The 14,210-nt window shown below is 65.0% G+C and carries 16 protein-coding genes; 1 reads left to right on the top strand and 15 read right to left on the bottom strand.

The features are described from left to right. Nucleotides 1-69: 69 nt before the first annotated feature. From ACIA76_RS39925 to ACIA76_RS39875, 11 genes are all read right to left on the bottom strand, one after another. Nucleotides 70-489 (bottom strand): hypothetical protein, encoded by a 420-nt coding sequence (locus ACIA76_RS39925; RefSeq protein ID WP_397160133.1) that lies wholly within the window; start codon nt 487-489, stop codon nt 70-72. Between the two features lie 273 nt (nt 490-762). Further along, on the bottom strand, nt 763-894 hold the full coding sequence (locus ACIA76_RS39920) for a hypothetical protein (protein WP_397160131.1): 132 nt from the start codon (nt 892-894) through the stop codon (nt 763-765). Nucleotides 895-1,247: 353 nt separating this feature from the next. Then, nucleotides 1,248-1,574 carry a hypothetical protein gene (locus ACIA76_RS39915; protein WP_397160130.1) on the bottom strand — a complete coding sequence of 109 codons (327 nt, stop codon included), beginning with the start codon at nt 1,572-1,574 and terminating at the stop codon, nt 1,248-1,250. A 627-nt stretch (nt 1,575-2,201) separates the two neighbouring features. Further along, nucleotides 2,202-2,582: a DUF4440 domain-containing protein gene (locus ACIA76_RS39910; protein WP_397160128.1), complete on the bottom strand. Its 381-nt coding sequence runs from the start codon at nt 2,580-2,582 to the stop codon at nt 2,202-2,204. 37 nt (nt 2,583-2,619) lie between these two features. After that, entirely contained in the window at nt 2,620-3,057 is a 438-nt protein-coding gene (locus ACIA76_RS39905) for an NUDIX hydrolase (protein WP_397160126.1), read from the bottom strand. A 97-nt stretch (nt 3,058-3,154) separates the two neighbouring features. Next, nucleotides 3,155-3,457: a hypothetical protein gene (locus ACIA76_RS39900; protein WP_397160124.1), complete on the bottom strand. Its 303-nt coding sequence runs from the start codon at nt 3,455-3,457 to the stop codon at nt 3,155-3,157. Between the two features lie 22 nt (nt 3,458-3,479). After that, nucleotides 3,480-4,781 carry a methyltransferase domain-containing protein gene (locus tag ACIA76_RS39895; RefSeq protein WP_397160122.1) on the bottom strand — a complete coding sequence of 434 codons (1,302 nt, stop codon included), beginning with the start codon at nt 4,779-4,781 and terminating at the stop codon, nt 3,480-3,482. 108 nt (nt 4,782-4,889) lie between these two features. Continuing rightward, on the bottom strand, nt 4,890-5,267 hold the full coding sequence (locus ACIA76_RS39890; protein ID WP_397160120.1) for a GFA family protein: 378 nt from the start codon (nt 5,265-5,267) through the stop codon (nt 4,890-4,892). Nucleotides 5,268-5,457: 190 nt separating this feature from the next. Further along, complete coding sequence (locus ACIA76_RS39885; protein WP_397160118.1) at nt 5,458-7,584, bottom strand: B12-binding domain-containing radical SAM protein; 2,127 nt, start codon at nt 7,582-7,584, stop codon at nt 5,458-5,460. 105 nt (nt 7,585-7,689) lie between these two features. After that, nucleotides 7,690-8,478 (bottom strand): endonuclease/exonuclease/phosphatase family protein, encoded by a 789-nt coding sequence (locus tag ACIA76_RS39880; protein ID WP_397160116.1) that lies wholly within the window; start codon nt 8,476-8,478, stop codon nt 7,690-7,692. Beyond that, nucleotides 8,475-9,551 (bottom strand): aldo/keto reductase, encoded by a 1,077-nt coding sequence (locus tag ACIA76_RS39875; protein WP_397160114.1) that lies wholly within the window; start codon nt 9,549-9,551, stop codon nt 8,475-8,477. Before ACIA76_RS39875 ends, ACIA76_RS39880 begins: the two co-directional genes overlap by 4 nt. 140 nt (nt 9,552-9,691) lie before the next feature. On the opposite strand from ACIA76_RS39875, the gene ACIA76_RS39870 reads away from it, so the two are divergent. Continuing rightward, nucleotides 9,692-10,882: a hypothetical protein gene (locus ACIA76_RS39870; protein ID WP_397160112.1), complete on the top strand. Its 1,191-nt coding sequence runs from the start codon at nt 9,692-9,694 to the stop codon at nt 10,880-10,882. On the opposite strand, the gene ACIA76_RS39865 is transcribed toward ACIA76_RS39870, so the two are convergent. The 4 genes from ACIA76_RS39865 to ACIA76_RS39850 all read right to left on the bottom strand — a co-directional run bounded on the left by ACIA76_RS39865 (nt 10,875) and on the right by ACIA76_RS39850 (nt 13,939). Next, nucleotides 10,875-11,708 carry an alpha/beta hydrolase gene (locus tag ACIA76_RS39865; protein ID WP_397160110.1) on the bottom strand — a complete coding sequence of 278 codons (834 nt, stop codon included), beginning with the start codon at nt 11,706-11,708 and terminating at the stop codon, nt 10,875-10,877. The two genes, ACIA76_RS39870 and ACIA76_RS39865, sit on opposite strands and share 8 nt — an antisense overlap. 163 nt (nt 11,709-11,871) lie before the next feature. After that, complete coding sequence (locus ACIA76_RS39860) at nt 11,872-12,483, bottom strand: hypothetical protein (RefSeq protein ID WP_397160108.1); 612 nt, start codon at nt 12,481-12,483, stop codon at nt 11,872-11,874. A gap of 144 nt (nt 12,484-12,627) precedes the next feature. Then, on the bottom strand, nt 12,628-13,128 hold the full coding sequence (locus ACIA76_RS39855; RefSeq protein ID WP_397160106.1) for a glycosyltransferase: 501 nt from the start codon (nt 13,126-13,128) through the stop codon (nt 12,628-12,630). A gap of 133 nt (nt 13,129-13,261) precedes the next feature. Further along, the gene (locus ACIA76_RS39850; protein WP_397160104.1) at nt 13,262-13,939 is read right to left on the bottom strand and encodes a cytochrome c oxidase assembly protein; all 678 of its coding nucleotides are present in this window, start codon (nt 13,937-13,939) and stop codon (nt 13,262-13,264) included. Nucleotides 13,940-14,210 lie beyond the last annotated feature (271 nt).

Raw genomic sequence — 14,210 nt, 5'->3', positions numbered from 1 at the left:
CTCTGATCGACACGGTGGCCGCCTGAATCGAGCTGGCCTCCTCGGCCTTCGTGACGGTTGCTTCACCGGTCAGTCGGCCGGCGGTCCGAGCGAACTCAGCAGCGCTACTGCCAAACCCGCATACAACGCGATGATCACGAGATCGGCCGCGATACGACCCCAGCCCGATCGCGGCCCCTCGCAGGCATCGGAATCCGATGGTCTGCTCGCGCCTCGACGGTCATGGAACTCATGCCTGAACCGATCCCCGCGCGCACCCCGATCACGGTCGGCGCGGTGCTCCTTGTCGTGAAACTGCTCGACAGCATCCGCAATGAGGATTGCCACGGGCACGAGGAACACCGCACAACCACACGCGCCCACCACGATCGCCGTAACCCCGCCGATCGTCATCACACGATCGCCCAGATCCCGGCCGCTGATCCCCTGGTGATCAAGTGGCCGGCAAACGAATTCGCCAACCGAGCCGCGTGGCCTCGTGCGGCGCAACCGAAGCCACCCGGCCCCGCGCGCCGCTCCAGCTGAGCAGGCTTCATCACTGCTGTCGCAGCACGGCCACAACAGATCACGCGGACTGGGGGGCGCCCGATTGTTTGATAGCCCAGAGCCCCCGATGCATGCACAAAGCAATTGTTGCATAACACTATCGTGTTGGTCGGCGCAGATCACCGCCGGATCAGCGCCCGCCTCGTGCGCGGCCTCCGACAGCCGCATCCCGACCGCCCACTCGTACTCACTGCCCAGCACATGGGCGAGGGTGAGTTACCGCCACCGCGTGGGGTTGGTCTCCTCTGCGAACCGCAGTCGTATCGCCGGGTCGGCCAGCGAGGCCAGGGTCCGGTCGAGGTCGGCGGTACCGAGCCAGTCGGGCAGATCCGCGCACGGATGCTGCATCCTCGCAGGTAGGGGTAGTGATCGACCGAAGCGGCGCCGGTTCAGCCCGGAGTAAACTCGCGATCGTGGCCGAGTACGACCAGTTGACCGAGCCGGGTGCTCGGGGTGCGCTGTTGCGGCGGGAGGGCTTGTATCACTCGCATCTGATCGAGTGGCGCCGTGCTCGGGATGCGGGGGCGTTGATGCCCTGTCCGCCAAGCCTTCCGGGCCGAAGCCGACCAAGACTGCCGCGGACAAGGACAACGAGCGCTTGGCCGCGGAACTGATTGCTGAGTGGACCAGACGGTGAACCCACCATCGCTGCACTGGGTAATCAGCACGCTTTGCGGACGTCGACGGGACACAGATCTCGATCAGTCCGGTTCATCAGCCTCGTCGCCGGACCCGTAGTACGCCGTCTCGAACCATCCATCGAAATGGAGTCGACTGCCTTGCTCCACATAGGACGTCGAGAACAGCGCCGGTATCACCTGGTCGTCTTCGCCGTTCAGCTCGTATTCCCACTCGTCCCAGTCCTCGGCAGCCGAGGAGTTGGCGGTTTCGGCACTGACCATGCCCAGCTCGAGGATCAGATGAAGAGCGAGATGCTCTGCAACCGAACGGGTCAAATACCCAATACCGTCGCCTTCGGGTCGCACCGAGCCCAACATTGTTCGAATGAAGAACTGGGAAACAAGCATTCTCAGTCGATATGAGGTCAGCGTGCAGGCGTCGGCGCATTGGCACCAACGCCTATGGACGTGGATCGCTAACCCACTGGAAGAACCGGTAACCAGATGTTGAAAGCCGTTGCATTCCCCCAAGGGGGTTTGGGTGAGCACAGAAGAAGAGCGAACTCACACAAGTTGTGACGTCAGTGAGATTGATCGGCGCATTTGATGATTGGGCACACGGAGGGGAACCATTCCGGGGAAGAAGAGAACCGTCCCAGCGTTGGGCCCGAGGCTGAAAAACTGTTTGCATTGCTGGACGCAATGGCGAGAGACTTACAGGGGTGGGTTGCAACTTCGCAGCGATCCAGCCTCGATCCCCACGCCCGAAGCCACCCCGGACGTCCAACCGGCTGATCGATAGCTGGCCATGTACCGGCCACAATGTGGTGAACCCACCTGCAAGGGGTACAGGTGGGGTCCGGTGCGGAAACCAACCGACCCCACACGAATCGTGGCTCCACTCACCGCTTTTCGATGATGGTACGGCACCGGCTCTCCGCAGTCGAGCCGAAACCACAAGCGCCTAAACTTCTTATGTTCAGCAGTACTGGCTAGCCCATCGGATCGACGCGATAGACCCAAGTGCCTCAGGTACTAGGCGGTCTCTTTGTCCAGGGCCGCCAATGGAGCAGCCCATTGTGTGCGTTCGATTTGAAGTACTTGCCGCCCATCACGGTTGGTCTGATATGTCAGATGCACCACGCCTGGCGCCAGTAGTACTCCGCGAACGTCGGAGACCTCGATCCGCTGATTATCCGCCGAACCCGACATCGTTGGTAACTCCGCGAGCATTCGGTGCCGATCCCATCGTCGACCAGATGCGCCAACCTCCATGAACTCTGGATCCAGCAGCGCTTCGGCAAGTTCGCGTGATCGTCGGACAGCCGGGTCGAGTAGTTGCATCTCCGCAGCGACAGCTTCCCGTACTTGTTCGTCGGCGTCGCGTGCGGTTGGCGGAATCTGTGGTTCGTTCATCGGCTTCGCCTCTATCGAGAGTTCGACGCTGAGTCAGCTATGTGTTTCTGTCCAAGTCGACCGAGGTCCTGTTCACGGTCGGCCTGAGCACAGGGCTACTGCTCAGCAGGGCCGTCATCGCCGCTGAAACCGCCGGATGGAACGCGACCTCGGCGGGGTCGCGGTAAGCAAGTTCGGTCGCCTTGTCGGGTTCTTGCAGCTCAGGCTGACCGGAGACGCACGGTGCCCGGTAGAAGTGACCGGTCCAGAAAACGCCGTCGAACTCGTAGTCACCGTGATGGATTTCCTCGATTTCCACGATCGTCAGGCCCGTCTCCTCCTGTAATTCTCGGGCTGCGGCCGCTGCGGGCTTCTCACCTGGCTCGACTTTGCCGCCGGGCAGATTCCAATATCCGAAGTGGTCACGGACCAGCAAGACGTGACCCACGGGATTCGTCACGATTACTCGGGCGAACGTGTTCTGATGCGGACCCACGGCAGAACTCCTTCGTCGATCAGTCGTACGAGCTACCCGGGATCAGCTGGCGCGGCCAGGGCGATGGCCAACAGGTCCCGTACTGGCAGGGCGGTTTTCACTCGGCGGTGATCCAGTGGATCTCATGGACTATGTTGTTCTCGAGCAGGTAGCGGTCCATCTCGAGGTCGAAAATCGTCTGCGGATCGTTCCGATCTACTCGGTACTCGCGTGCTTGCACGCGCCCGTCCTCGAGAGTCCGCACGTTGCTGAAGCGACGGATCCCCAGCGGTGTTTCGTACTCCTGGTACATCTTCCATCCGGCCTCGGCGGTTTCGCCTCGCATCTCGGCTGCTCCGAGTTCGAACAGGCGCTGCTGCTCACCTGGTTCGAGGTCGTCGAATGGGTCTGTCTCGTCCATGGCGGATCCTTCGATCGAATTACTACTCAGCAGCCTTCGCCAACGCAGCACGGATCTGCGTCGCGAACTGCGTCATCTCCGTGTCGTCGTAGTCGAGGATGCCGTTGGCCGCGTCGACGGCGTGAAACTGTTGGTGGGCATAAGGGATTCCGGGCGGCAGCGGGGCAATGTGCCAGTGGACGTGGGCATTGCCGAGCTTGGCACCCATCGACATCACGTAGGTACGCTCCGGATCCATCACCGCGGCAACAGCACGGGCGACCCGGTGCACAGCCGACTGCAAGCGCAGGTACTGCTCGGTCGTAAGGTCGCTGACCACGTCTTCGACGTGGCGGCGCGGGACCACCAGCACAGCGCCGGGCAACGTGGGGTACCGGTTCAGGAACCCGACATGTTCGCCGTCGTCGAAGACCGTGTGGTGGGCGTAGCCGGGCTCGCCTGCCAGGAAGGAACACACGAAACACTGCTGCGAGCGCACCCGCCGGTCGTAGTCGGCCATATCCATCGGAACCCGGCGCCGGTCGAGGCGAGCGCTGATCTGCGGTGCCGCTGGGGGTTTCTCCGCGATCAGATGGGCGAAACGAGCCGTTTCGAGGTAAGGGTGTCGATCGGCGAGCAGGTTCTCCAGCCGCAGCAGTTCGGCGAAAAACCGCGGGTCGTGTTTAGCCTCGTCGTCGCTGATCAGATCGCACACAGCGCGCACCCCGTAGCGGGCCGGTCGGCCCATGCCGGCGGTGACCATGTCGGCGGCCAGCTCGGTTGCGGTGACCACCTCGACCTCGACGTCGTAGGTGAGCGAGGCCCGCGTCGGAGCATCCAGAAGCCGGATCGCCTCGGCGAGTTCCCCGCGCCGCACGGCGGCGATCAACGGGTCGCTGACGGGATTGGGTACGAGCACCGACAGCACACCGCCGGGTGCCAGTACCCGCACTGTCGCCGCGAGCGCTTCAGCCTGGTCCGGCACGTATTGGAGCACATTGTGGGCCATGACCAGGTCGAAGGAGTCTCCTGCGGCCACATCGGGCAGGGCCTCGATGTCGGCGAGACAGGTCTGGATCCGTTCCGCGCAACCGTGGCTCGCGGCCAGCGTTGCGGCTTCGTCCAGGGATGCCTGCGATGGGTCGACGATGGTGACCTGGTGGCCCTGGCCAGCCAATTGGAGCGCGTCGAGGCCGTTGCCGCCGCCCACGTCAAGGACTTTCAGTGGACGGTCCGGTAGGTGGCGGGCGAGGTTGGTGGTGACTTGCTCGTAGCGCAGTCGGCCCCACGGGGTCTCCTGGTAGCTCCGGAATGCATCCAAGTGCCGATCGAATGCCGAGACCATGGGGACCTTTCTACGCGAAAGTCACTGCTTGTCGAACACGAATCAGCTGGCGCGTCAGCGACGCGCTCACCAACACGCCCGGACGCGGTGACCGCGGCGAAAGCACCATCAGTCTTGGGCACCGACGATCGGAAGCCACGGGACAGCATTGGGCCGGAAACTCTGCCGCTCGGGCACCAGACCCGTGTGATCATCGAGGCTCATCATCGTGACACCGACCAGTTTCGCGTCACCATCGTCCTGGGCAGCGACAGAACTCCCGCAGATACCACAGAAGCCACGCTGCGAATCGGGAAACGTGTTGTACCACACCGGTTCTCCGCCTGATCCGGTCCACTCGAACCCCTCCCGAGGGAAGTCGACCCACGACATCACAGGGCCACCAGACAATTTCTGGCAATGTGTACAACTGCACAAGTGCGGGAAATCCGGTGCGCCCGTGGCGCGGTAGCGGATGTGTCCACACAGGCAACCACCCTCGTGCATGCTCCATCCTTTCGAAGTTGTTGCGGCGGTGCGATATTGGTGTGCCATGTAACGATCATGCGGTCTTCCCCGGGGAGGCCGATCGCGATGAACTGACCTGATATCCCCACTTGGCGACCCCCGCATGACCGTAGTCCCGTCCTGCGGTTCGGCAGTGCTGTTTGGCGGTGACACGGTGTGGGCTGCCGTGTCAGGTGCCGCAGGGATCGGCGGCGTTGATCAGTGTCCACTCGGTACGGGTGTGCCACCTGGTCCATTCGGTCGTGAGCAGGTCCCGGTCGGCCGGGGCGAGCACCTTCCTCAGCTGGGCGATGGTGCCCGACATGCGCGTCCGCAGTTCACCGAGCCGGACGTCCATGAGCGCAGTCACCGCATCGGGCAGATCCGCGGATGCGGCAGGGGTTCGGTCGAGGAGGGCGAGCATATCGTCGAGCAAGGCGAAAGCGGAGTCCTTGAGGACAACGCGGGCGGCCCGGACGTCGCGATACGGTGGTCCGTCGAGGATCTTTTCCAGGGATTTGAGGGTGTAGTCGAGGGCGAAGTTGCGGTCGACCCACAGTTGCGCGTGCTCCGACAGCACCCCGATGCGGGGGTCGGCATAGTCGGCGTCGAGTCGCCCCATCGACGGCCGCGCCGGGCCGGCGAGACCGGCGGCCTGGACCTGTTTGGTGTAGGCGGCGCCGATCAGGCATTCCATCGACACGAGCATGTAGGAGATGGCGCTGTAGAACGCCCGCCCGACGCTGTGGGCGGCGACGAAGCTCTCGTCACGGACACCGTCGACGATCTCGGCGACCGGCAGATCCGGCAGCGGGCGCAGGATCAGATCGGTGCGGGCCTGGAAGTCGCGGGTGGCGTGTAGTTCGGCGGCGGTCATCAGGTGGTCGAAGGTGATGTAGGTGTAGCGGGTCGGGACGCCGAGGGCGGACAGGGTGCGGATCGCGAGGGCGTTCTGGTCGGCGGTGGTTTCCTTGTTGAAGCGGGTGAGGACGGAGGTGACCCCGGATTCCACGCCGAACAGGCAGCGACGCAGTCCGTGCTCGCAGAGGCGCCGCCACATCCGGGCGCGGTCGAGGTGCCATTCCCGGTCGGCGTCCAGGCGCACGACTTGGTCGATGCGGCAGGACGTTTCCCAGGAGAACCCTCGCTGATGCAAGGTGTCCGCGACGGCGACCGCGCGAGCGACGGCGTCGGGGCCGCGGCCGATGAACTCCTCGTCGACCAGATACAGGGTGCGCGGGATGTGGGGGTAGCGGTCGAACACCTCGCTCATCGCGGTGACGACCCCCGGTAGTTCGTGCGCTGGCACGCCGGACCAGGTGCCTTTGTGCCCGCGGGGGCAGAAGCTGCAGAAGTTGGTGCAGCCGCGGGAGGATTCGAGCTGGGCGACGCCGTGGCGATCGAATGTCGCTGCCAGTAAGTCGAGTTCGGGAAAGATGTCGGTGCGGGTGCGGTTCGGGACGGTCGCGGTGCGGCGGTAGCGGCCGATCGACAGGGTGCCTTCCCCGCGGGCCGCGCCGGTGTAGCCGAGCCCGCGGATCTCCTGGAGGCGGAGATCTTTGTGCCAGAACGCGACCGCGTCGGCGAGGGTGGGTTCGCCCGCGCCCCGGGCCAGCAGCAGCCACGGCCACCTCTCCAGCAGGAGGTGTTCGTTGCGGGCGGTGAGGCTGCCGCCCGCGATGACCAGGGGCCGGTCCGGCATCGGCTCGATGGCCTCCAGTAGCGCCACGAGCAGGTCGTGCTGGCCGAAGGTAGCCGAGACACCGAGGATGTCGGGGACATCGGTGCCGATGGTGGTGAGGATGTCGCCGAGGGTGACGCCGAGTTGCATATCCGTCAACGCCACCTGCCCGGTCAGGGTGGCGCGGGCCGCCCGCGCGAGATCGCTGATGGCCAGCGGGAACCTGGGCAGGGGGAAGTTCTCCGGGTGATAGAGCGCGGTGAGCAGCGTCCTCGGGCGGGTGAACCGGAACTCGGCGGCCGGGGCCAGGACCGCGGTGCTGAGCCAGGAACGGGGCGTGTGGAACTCGACGCCTTCGCGGACCCAGTCGGGCCAGTTCCGTTGTGCCAGTGGTTGTCCGGCGAGGTCGGCGATTGTCCAGGCGTGGTGGTCTGGGTGCTCGGTGAGGATCAGGCGGTGGTCGAGGGTGCCGGTGAGCAGGACCCGGCCGGGCAGGACGCGGGCGAGGCCCTCCCGCAGCGGGTTGGGTTCGCTGGCATGCAGATCGGCCAGGAGTGCGCGGGCTTTGTCGGTGTCGCCGCCGGTTTCGGTGACTACGGTGAGTAGGCGGTGGGCGAGGGGGCTGTCGGTATGCATGGTGGTGCCGTTCGAAGAGTGGACGCGCCTGTTTTCGGCAGCACTGGATCGCAGCGCGTGCCGACCTGGCGTGTCGGGCGCTGAAATGCTTTGGAAGCGAAGGGGTTAGATGCGGATGGTCAGCGTGAGGGCGGAGTGATCGCTCAGCTCGTTCTGCCGCGGCCGGTGCTGATAGGTGCAGGCGTGGACGAGGTCACGGTGCTCGGCGGTGACGAAGCAGTGGTCGAAGCGATACCCGTTGCGGGAGCCGTCTTTCGCGGGCCGCCCGTACCAGGAATGCTCGACCCGGTGAGGGGACTGCAGCCGGTAGGTGTCGACGAACCCGCTGGCCGCGAACGACCGATAGAAGTCGTATTCCCACGCCCTGTACACCGAGTAGCGCGGAACATGATTGGGTTCAACCACATTCAGGTCACCGGTCACGATGCAGGGGACCGTGGCGCTCGCTTGCTGGGCCAGTTTCGGCAGCAGATCGGTCACGGCCTGCTGGAATTCCCGTTTGGCGACGTTACGGTGCTCGGCCGGGCCACGCGAGGGCACATACAGTCCCGCGACCACGAATTCGCCACCATCGGCGTGCAGCACGCGGGCGGCGGTGAGCCGGTGCGGCATGACGGTGAGCCCGGTATCGACCGGAGTGAGGAAACCCCGCGCGGCCAAAAGGACCCGGTATCGGTCGGCGCCGGGGGCGGGGTCGGGAAGCTGGATGCTGTATCCGGCGTCGGTCAGGTCGCGGGCCATGCGATCGCCGGTGGGACCGGCCGATACCTCGGTGAGCACCACCACATCCGGTGCGACCCGCCGCAGCCAGCCCAGCTGGTTCTGCGCGCGGAACATGCTGGCGTTCTGCACATTCCAGGTCATCACCTGCACCGTCGACCCCACCGGACTCATCGCGACGCCCCCGCCGTCTCATCGACGAACACCTCACCATCGGCATCCAACCGTTGCTGCACCCCCGCCATGATCAGCCGCGCCTGCTCGATCAGCTCCTGCTCGGGGCGTGCACCGAGACAGAACAGGTTGGCATCCACCTGCGCCGGGTTGCTGAACCCGACCAGCACCGCCGCGTTGTCCGAGCGGGACAAACACGCCCACAACGCGATTCGCACCAGATTCCCCGGCTCCGGGCCGACAAGAGCGCGGACCTGGTCCAGGCCCTCGTTGATCACCGCGATCGCTTCTGCGGTGAACCAGCGTTTGCGCGACCGATGATCTCCCTCACCGAAGACGCGTGGCCGGGTCGGGTCGTAGGTGCCGGTGAGCAAGCCCTGTGACAACGGTTTGTTGATCAGCACCCCGCACCCGTGGGCCTCGGCGAAGGAGAAGATGCCGTGCGAGCGATCCGAGGGGGTGAGCAGGTTGTCGCGCACGGCCAGCACCTGCGGGCCGATCCGGTCGAACAACTCCCGAAACCGCTTCTCCTTGTCGGTTTTCGGTGCGCCACTGACCCGGTCCGGTGCGTAGCGGTGCGGACCGCGCATGCCGATCGCACGGATCAACCCCTCTTCCCGGAAGCCGTTCATCGCTTCCAACGCCAGCTCCAGGCGTTCATTGCCCGTCCCGAACTCGCTGTGGTGGAAGAAATACACATCCAAGTGGTCGGTGTCGAGGTTGGCGAGGGACTGCTCGAGCTGGCGGCGCATGTGCCCGGCGTCGTAACCGTGGGGTGCGGTGCCGGCGAAGTACCCGACCTTGGACACCAACCGGATCCGATGCCGCGGCACCTGCGCCACCAGTTCGCCGAGCAGCCGTTCGGAGCGGCCGTGCCCGTAGACGTCCGCGGTGTCGAACAACGTCACGCCGGACTCCCACGCGTGTTCCAACCCCGCGATGGCGTCACGGTCGGCGACCGGTCCCCACCCCATCGGCAGACCGAGATTGCTATCGGGTCCGCCGATCGCCCAGCATCCGAGACCGATCCCGGACACCTCGATACCGCTGGACCCCAGAACCCTGCTGATCATCGCCCGCCCTTCCGGTCCGTGGAAACTGTTCGTTCGACTCTCTCGCACGGAAGGATTCGACGGAACATCCTGCCGTGTGACCAGCGTGCGGCTACCGTGTGCCTAGCGTGGCTAGGGCGGCTCGCACAGGAGAGCACACGATGCTGGGACAGGAGTGGACCGGGTTCGAAGCGACCGCGTTGCAGAGCGTGACCCGCAGCTCGGTTCGTGAATTCGCCGCGCGCCTGGGCATCAACCCCACCGCCGTCACCAAATGGCGCAACCGCGGCCGCACAATCCGCCTGCGGCCCGACACCCAACAACTGCTCGATATCGAACTGTCCCGCGCCAGCGACGACGAGAAAGCAGCCTTCTACCAGCTCATCGCGGCTCACCCAGCGCACGAGCGCCTCGACGACCGAGTTCCCTCACCCGAAATCGGGACGAACGCAACGGTTGCCGACGCCGCCAACCCGGTCGATACGCGGACTCCCGATGGCCTGCGGCAGCGGCTCATCAGTTGTCAGGAAGACGACGGTGAACACGGATCCGCTGCCGCTCTGGTCACGGTTCTCGGTGTCCTCTCGCGCATTCACCAGCGCGCCAGTGCGGTCGGGGCCTCGCAGCGCCAGCAGTTGCTGTCGGTGGGTGCCGAGGCCGCGGAGTTCGCGAGCTGGCTGTATCGCGACGCCGACCAGCCGGGCCGGGCCTTCTTCTGGCTCGACCGCGCGACCGAATATGCCCAAGCCGCCACCGACCCGGTGCTCGAGGGCTACATCCTGCTCCGCAAAGCCCAATTCGCTTACGACCGGCGCGATCCGCACCACATGCTCATCCTCGCCGAAGCCGCCCACACCCGTGACTGGGGACTCCCCCACCAGGTCCGCGCCGAAGCCACCCAACAGCACGCCCGCGCCGAAGCCATGCTCGGAACCAGCCTCGACACCGTCAACCGCCGACTCGACCGAGCCTGGAAACTCCTCGAAACCACCGCCACCCCCGACCCCCGCCTCGGCGGCCACTACACCGGCGCACTGCTCACCATGCAAACCGCCCTGTGCTACCTGGAAGCCGGACACCCCAAACGCGCTGTCCAACTCTACGACCGGGCACTGACCACCACCGCGTTCTCACCCCGCGATTACGGATTCCACCTCGCCTGGAAAGCGCGAGCGCTGGCCCTGTCCGGGGAACCCGACCACGCCGCGACCCTCGCCGTCGACGCCGTGCGCCGTGCAGCCGAGACGAACTCGCGGCGCACCTTCACCGTCGTGCGCGAGCTCCTGACCATCCTCGAACCCTGGCGCTACCACCCCAGCGTGACAACGCTGCGAGAAGCACTTGCTAACTGACCGGCCCGGACGCGCCCAGCCAATCGCCCACGGCCGCAATCACTTCGGCCTGCCATGCCTGGGTCTGTGGATCGGCGTAGGTGGGATCGTCGTGCACGGCCAGACCGTGCTGCGCGCCGTCCAGTTCGAGCAGCCGGTGCTCACACTTCAGCTCCGCCACCGCCCGGCGCGACGAGTCCACCGGAATGAAGGTGTCCCCGGTGCCGTGCACGATGAAGGTGGGCGCGACGATATCGGCGAGGACCTCTCGCGGGACGATCCAGAACACCTCGTTCAGAATCGCCCGCCCCAACCGGAACGTCGGTGAATGCTCGAGGAACCCCTGCTCGGACAATCGTTGCGCGGCGTCTTCGGTCAGGAAATCGTTATCCCAGAACGGCTTCTCGTCGACGAACCGCTTCTTGTAATCCAGCAGCGGATTGAACAACACCAACCTGTCCAGACCAGCGGGCCGCCGGGCCGCGTAGTAGGCCGCCGCGCCACCGGAGAAACTGGCCGCCAGCAACGACGGCCGGGCGACCCCGGTCCAGGACCGCAACGCGCCCAGGGCCGCGTCCATCGCGTTCAGCAGGGCGGCGAGCCCCAAGTCCTCCTGGCGCCCCTGGCTCTCACCGTGCCCGGGAAGATCGAAGCGGAGAACCGCGACACCTCGTTGCGCCAGGCCGTGCGCGAGGCGGGTGAAGAACCCGGCCTCGTCCCGGGTCACCCCACCCCCATGCACCAGAACCACACCGCCCTGGACCGGGGCCGACGGCGTGGTCAGCGTCGCCGCCAGCCACAACCCGTCAGGGGTACGAAACGATCGGTCCGCCTCATCGAAAGCCACGAGATCGCCCACTTCCATCGCCGAGGATCTGCGCCCCCGACGCTAACACCCCCAGCCACCACACGCCGGGCCAGCGCTGGCGCACAACAGAATCCAGCGACGCAGAGTCTCGATCACGCCGGCACCGAGACATCCACCCCCGAAGCACCTACAGCCCTGACCCTTACGCCTTCTCGGGGATCGGTACCCAGTTGAACTCCGGGCAGAACCGCGCGTAGGTGACCAGCTTCCACGTCGCGTAATCATCCATGCGATGCGCCGACCGCAACAGATGCTTCACCCAGGTGTGCGCGACTTGTTCCGGCTCGGTCATCGTCGCCTCGATCTCCGACAGCATCCGGCACGACACCGCGAAGTCCTCCTCGGTGAGCGCACTCAAATCGACCTCGACACCGTCGACCTCGAACGCGAACACCAGGCGCGTCGTGGAGAACCGGGTATACCGCTCACCTTTGAACGCCGTGTGTGGCGTCAACGCGGCGACCAACCCGTCCCGCTGATCCACCGGGTAACCGATCCCCAGATCCAGGTCACTGGCCTCCAAATTCAGCCGCAGCCCGAACGAGCCGACATCCCGCGACTCCCGCCCCGTCCACTGCCGGATCAACTCTGCGGCCCGGCAGCGTAGCCGCAGCAGACGATCGTCGTGGGCGCGTCGCTCGCGCCAAAACTGTTCAGCACGAGCATATTCCGACACAGGAAAAGTGGATGGATCCGCCCAACGAGCAGCCATAATGGCGTCGAGATCCAACTCCGAAGGGATCACCGAACTCATCACCGCAGCAGACTACAACCCCACCCCCGACGACACACCCAACCACATCCGATGCGCCTACCACGAGAGTCGCCAGCAACACGATGCACAGTCCCGGTAGGCCCCGCTTCGGCAGTCGCCGATGCCATTGTGGTGATCTGGGGGTCAGGAGTCCCACCAACCACGACGGTCCGACCGCCTCAGCTGTTCGGCCAGGGTGCTTGCCGGTGGTAGGCCATCGTTGTCGAGGATGAATCGATCGATGCCCTTGGCGATGCGGGGCGAGTGCAGAGCTTCGGTCGCGGCGGCACGGGTGTGCGCTCGGGTGAAGTCTGTTGCCCAGTCGATGGTTACGGCTGTGTTCGAGTCGGCGCATCGCTGTGCAACGAAGTACGTGTCGTTGTGCGAGGGCGCGATCACCGGCGTGACTCGGTGGTACAGCGCTTCGAGTGTTGAAGTGGCGCTACCGTGACACAGCAGTATGTCGGCCTGGGCCAAGTGATGCCCCAGGTTCAACTCGCTACACACCTCGATGACGGAACCCGTTGAAGCGCTGAGATATTCGGCCCAATCGTGCAATATCGCTCGCGACGTGGGGTTGCGGATCTTGATCGTGATGGTCGCGATTCCGGCGTCGATGAACCCTGATACGGCCTGCTTCAGCATCGTTGGCGGCGGTTCGGTGATGAAGGTGCCGAAACTGATCAGCGCTCGTGGTCGCGCGACCTGGGAGTGTGGTGGTGGCGAGGTTGGTGCTGATGGCTGGTATCGGTAGCACCGCAGTGGTTCGGTGGGTTGCTCACCGTCGGTGAAGACTGTCGGCTGCCAGCGTCAGCGTGACACCCACGAGGGTGTCGGGGCCGGTGCACAGCGCCAGAACGACCAGGCGCAGGGAGTACGGACGAGGGGTATCGGTTGTCAGTTCGTCGCCGATCAGGGGCAGCAGCAACAGATATCCGCTGACGAAATACAGCAGCAGCTCGGTGTCATGGATCCACATGTGAGTGGCCATGGCCTGTTGAAACCCGGTGAGATGGGTCAGAACGATCACCGCGACATACAACGGGACGGTGAACCACAGCGACACCAGGAACCGCAACGGGCTTCGCAGCCGCAGCCGATCGACAAGCCGAGCGATCTGTGGCCCACCGGTGTCGTGGACGAGACGGACGGGTTGTGCCCACACGAAGAACGCGGGCGCGACCATGATCATCAACAGGTGCACGATCATGTGCACGCTGAACAGGTTGTGGGAATACACGGCCAACGCGCTGCCGAGACCGATTGCCAGGCAGATCAGTCCGAGGTACCAGCACATGATCCGGCCGACGGGCCACCGTTGGCCGTGCCGTCGCAGCCGAAATGCCAGCCACGGATAAACAACCGCGCCCACGAGCAGCACCGCGATGCCGACGGCCGGCAACCGCCAGGTCGTCAGAACGCCGGTGAGCGTCGGTGCGGTACTGCTGACACTCATCCACACAATGGCAGTATGCAACAGTTGTCGAGTGCTCGAGTGTGAGGTGGGTCATTCGTGCCCGCGTCGTGCCCGTCGGGGTTGCCGCCGATGGCCTGCGTGTTCGGGACTGCCGGCTCGAAATGCCTTGTAGTACGGGGATTCAGCGGGTAAAGCCCGCGGCACCGATGGCTTGAGGAAACCGACCGGATTGACCGAACTCAACGGTCTGTCCATATCCGAATAGCACTATGCAACAATTGCATAGTGCATCTATAATGGATGGCGGAGG

It is taken from the genome of Nocardia sp. NPDC051570 (assembly GCF_044454005.1).
GTDB lineage: Bacteria > Actinomycetota > Actinomycetes > Mycobacteriales > Mycobacteriaceae > Nocardia.
This window is presented reverse-complemented; position numbering and strand designations above follow the sequence as displayed.

Coding starts and splice junctions, on each gene's coding strand:
- ACIA76_RS39920 (WP_397160131.1), bottom strand. CDS start 894: ATGCAGCATCCGTGCGCGGATCTGCCCGACTGGCTCGGTACCGCCGAC.
- ACIA76_RS39915 (WP_397160130.1), bottom strand. CDS start 1,574: ATGCTTGTTTCCCAGTTCTTCATTCGAACAATGTTGGGCTCGGTGCGA.
- ACIA76_RS39910 (WP_397160128.1), bottom strand. CDS start 2,582: ATGAACGAACCACAGATTCCGCCAACCGCACGCGACGCCGACGAACAA.
- ACIA76_RS39900 (WP_397160124.1), bottom strand. CDS start 3,457: ATGGACGAGACAGACCCATTCGACGACCTCGAACCAGGTGAGCAGCAG.
- ACIA76_RS39895 (WP_397160122.1), bottom strand. CDS start 4,781: ATGGTCTCGGCATTCGATCGGCACTTGGATGCATTCCGGAGCTACCAG.
- ACIA76_RS39890 (WP_397160120.1), bottom strand. CDS start 5,267: ATGCACGAGGGTGGTTGCCTGTGTGGACACATCCGCTACCGCGCCACG.
- ACIA76_RS39885 (WP_397160118.1), bottom strand. CDS start 7,584: ATGCATACCGACAGCCCCCTCGCCCACCGCCTACTCACCGTAGTCACC.
- ACIA76_RS39880 (WP_397160116.1), bottom strand. CDS start 8,478: ATGAGTCCGGTGGGGTCGACGGTGCAGGTGATGACCTGGAATGTGCAG.
- ACIA76_RS39875 (WP_397160114.1), bottom strand. CDS start 9,551: ATGATCAGCAGGGTTCTGGGGTCCAGCGGTATCGAGGTGTCCGGGATC.
- ACIA76_RS39870 (WP_397160112.1), top strand. CDS start 9,692: ATGCTGGGACAGGAGTGGACCGGGTTCGAAGCGACCGCGTTGCAGAGC.
- ACIA76_RS39860 (WP_397160108.1), bottom strand. CDS start 12,483: ATGAGTTCGGTGATCCCTTCGGAGTTGGATCTCGACGCCATTATGGCT.
- ACIA76_RS39855 (WP_397160106.1), bottom strand. CDS start 13,128: ATGCTGAAGCAGGCCGTATCAGGGTTCATCGACGCCGGAATCGCGACC.
- ACIA76_RS39850 (WP_397160104.1), bottom strand. CDS start 13,939: ATGAGTGTCAGCAGTACCGCACCGACGCTCACCGGCGTTCTGACGACC.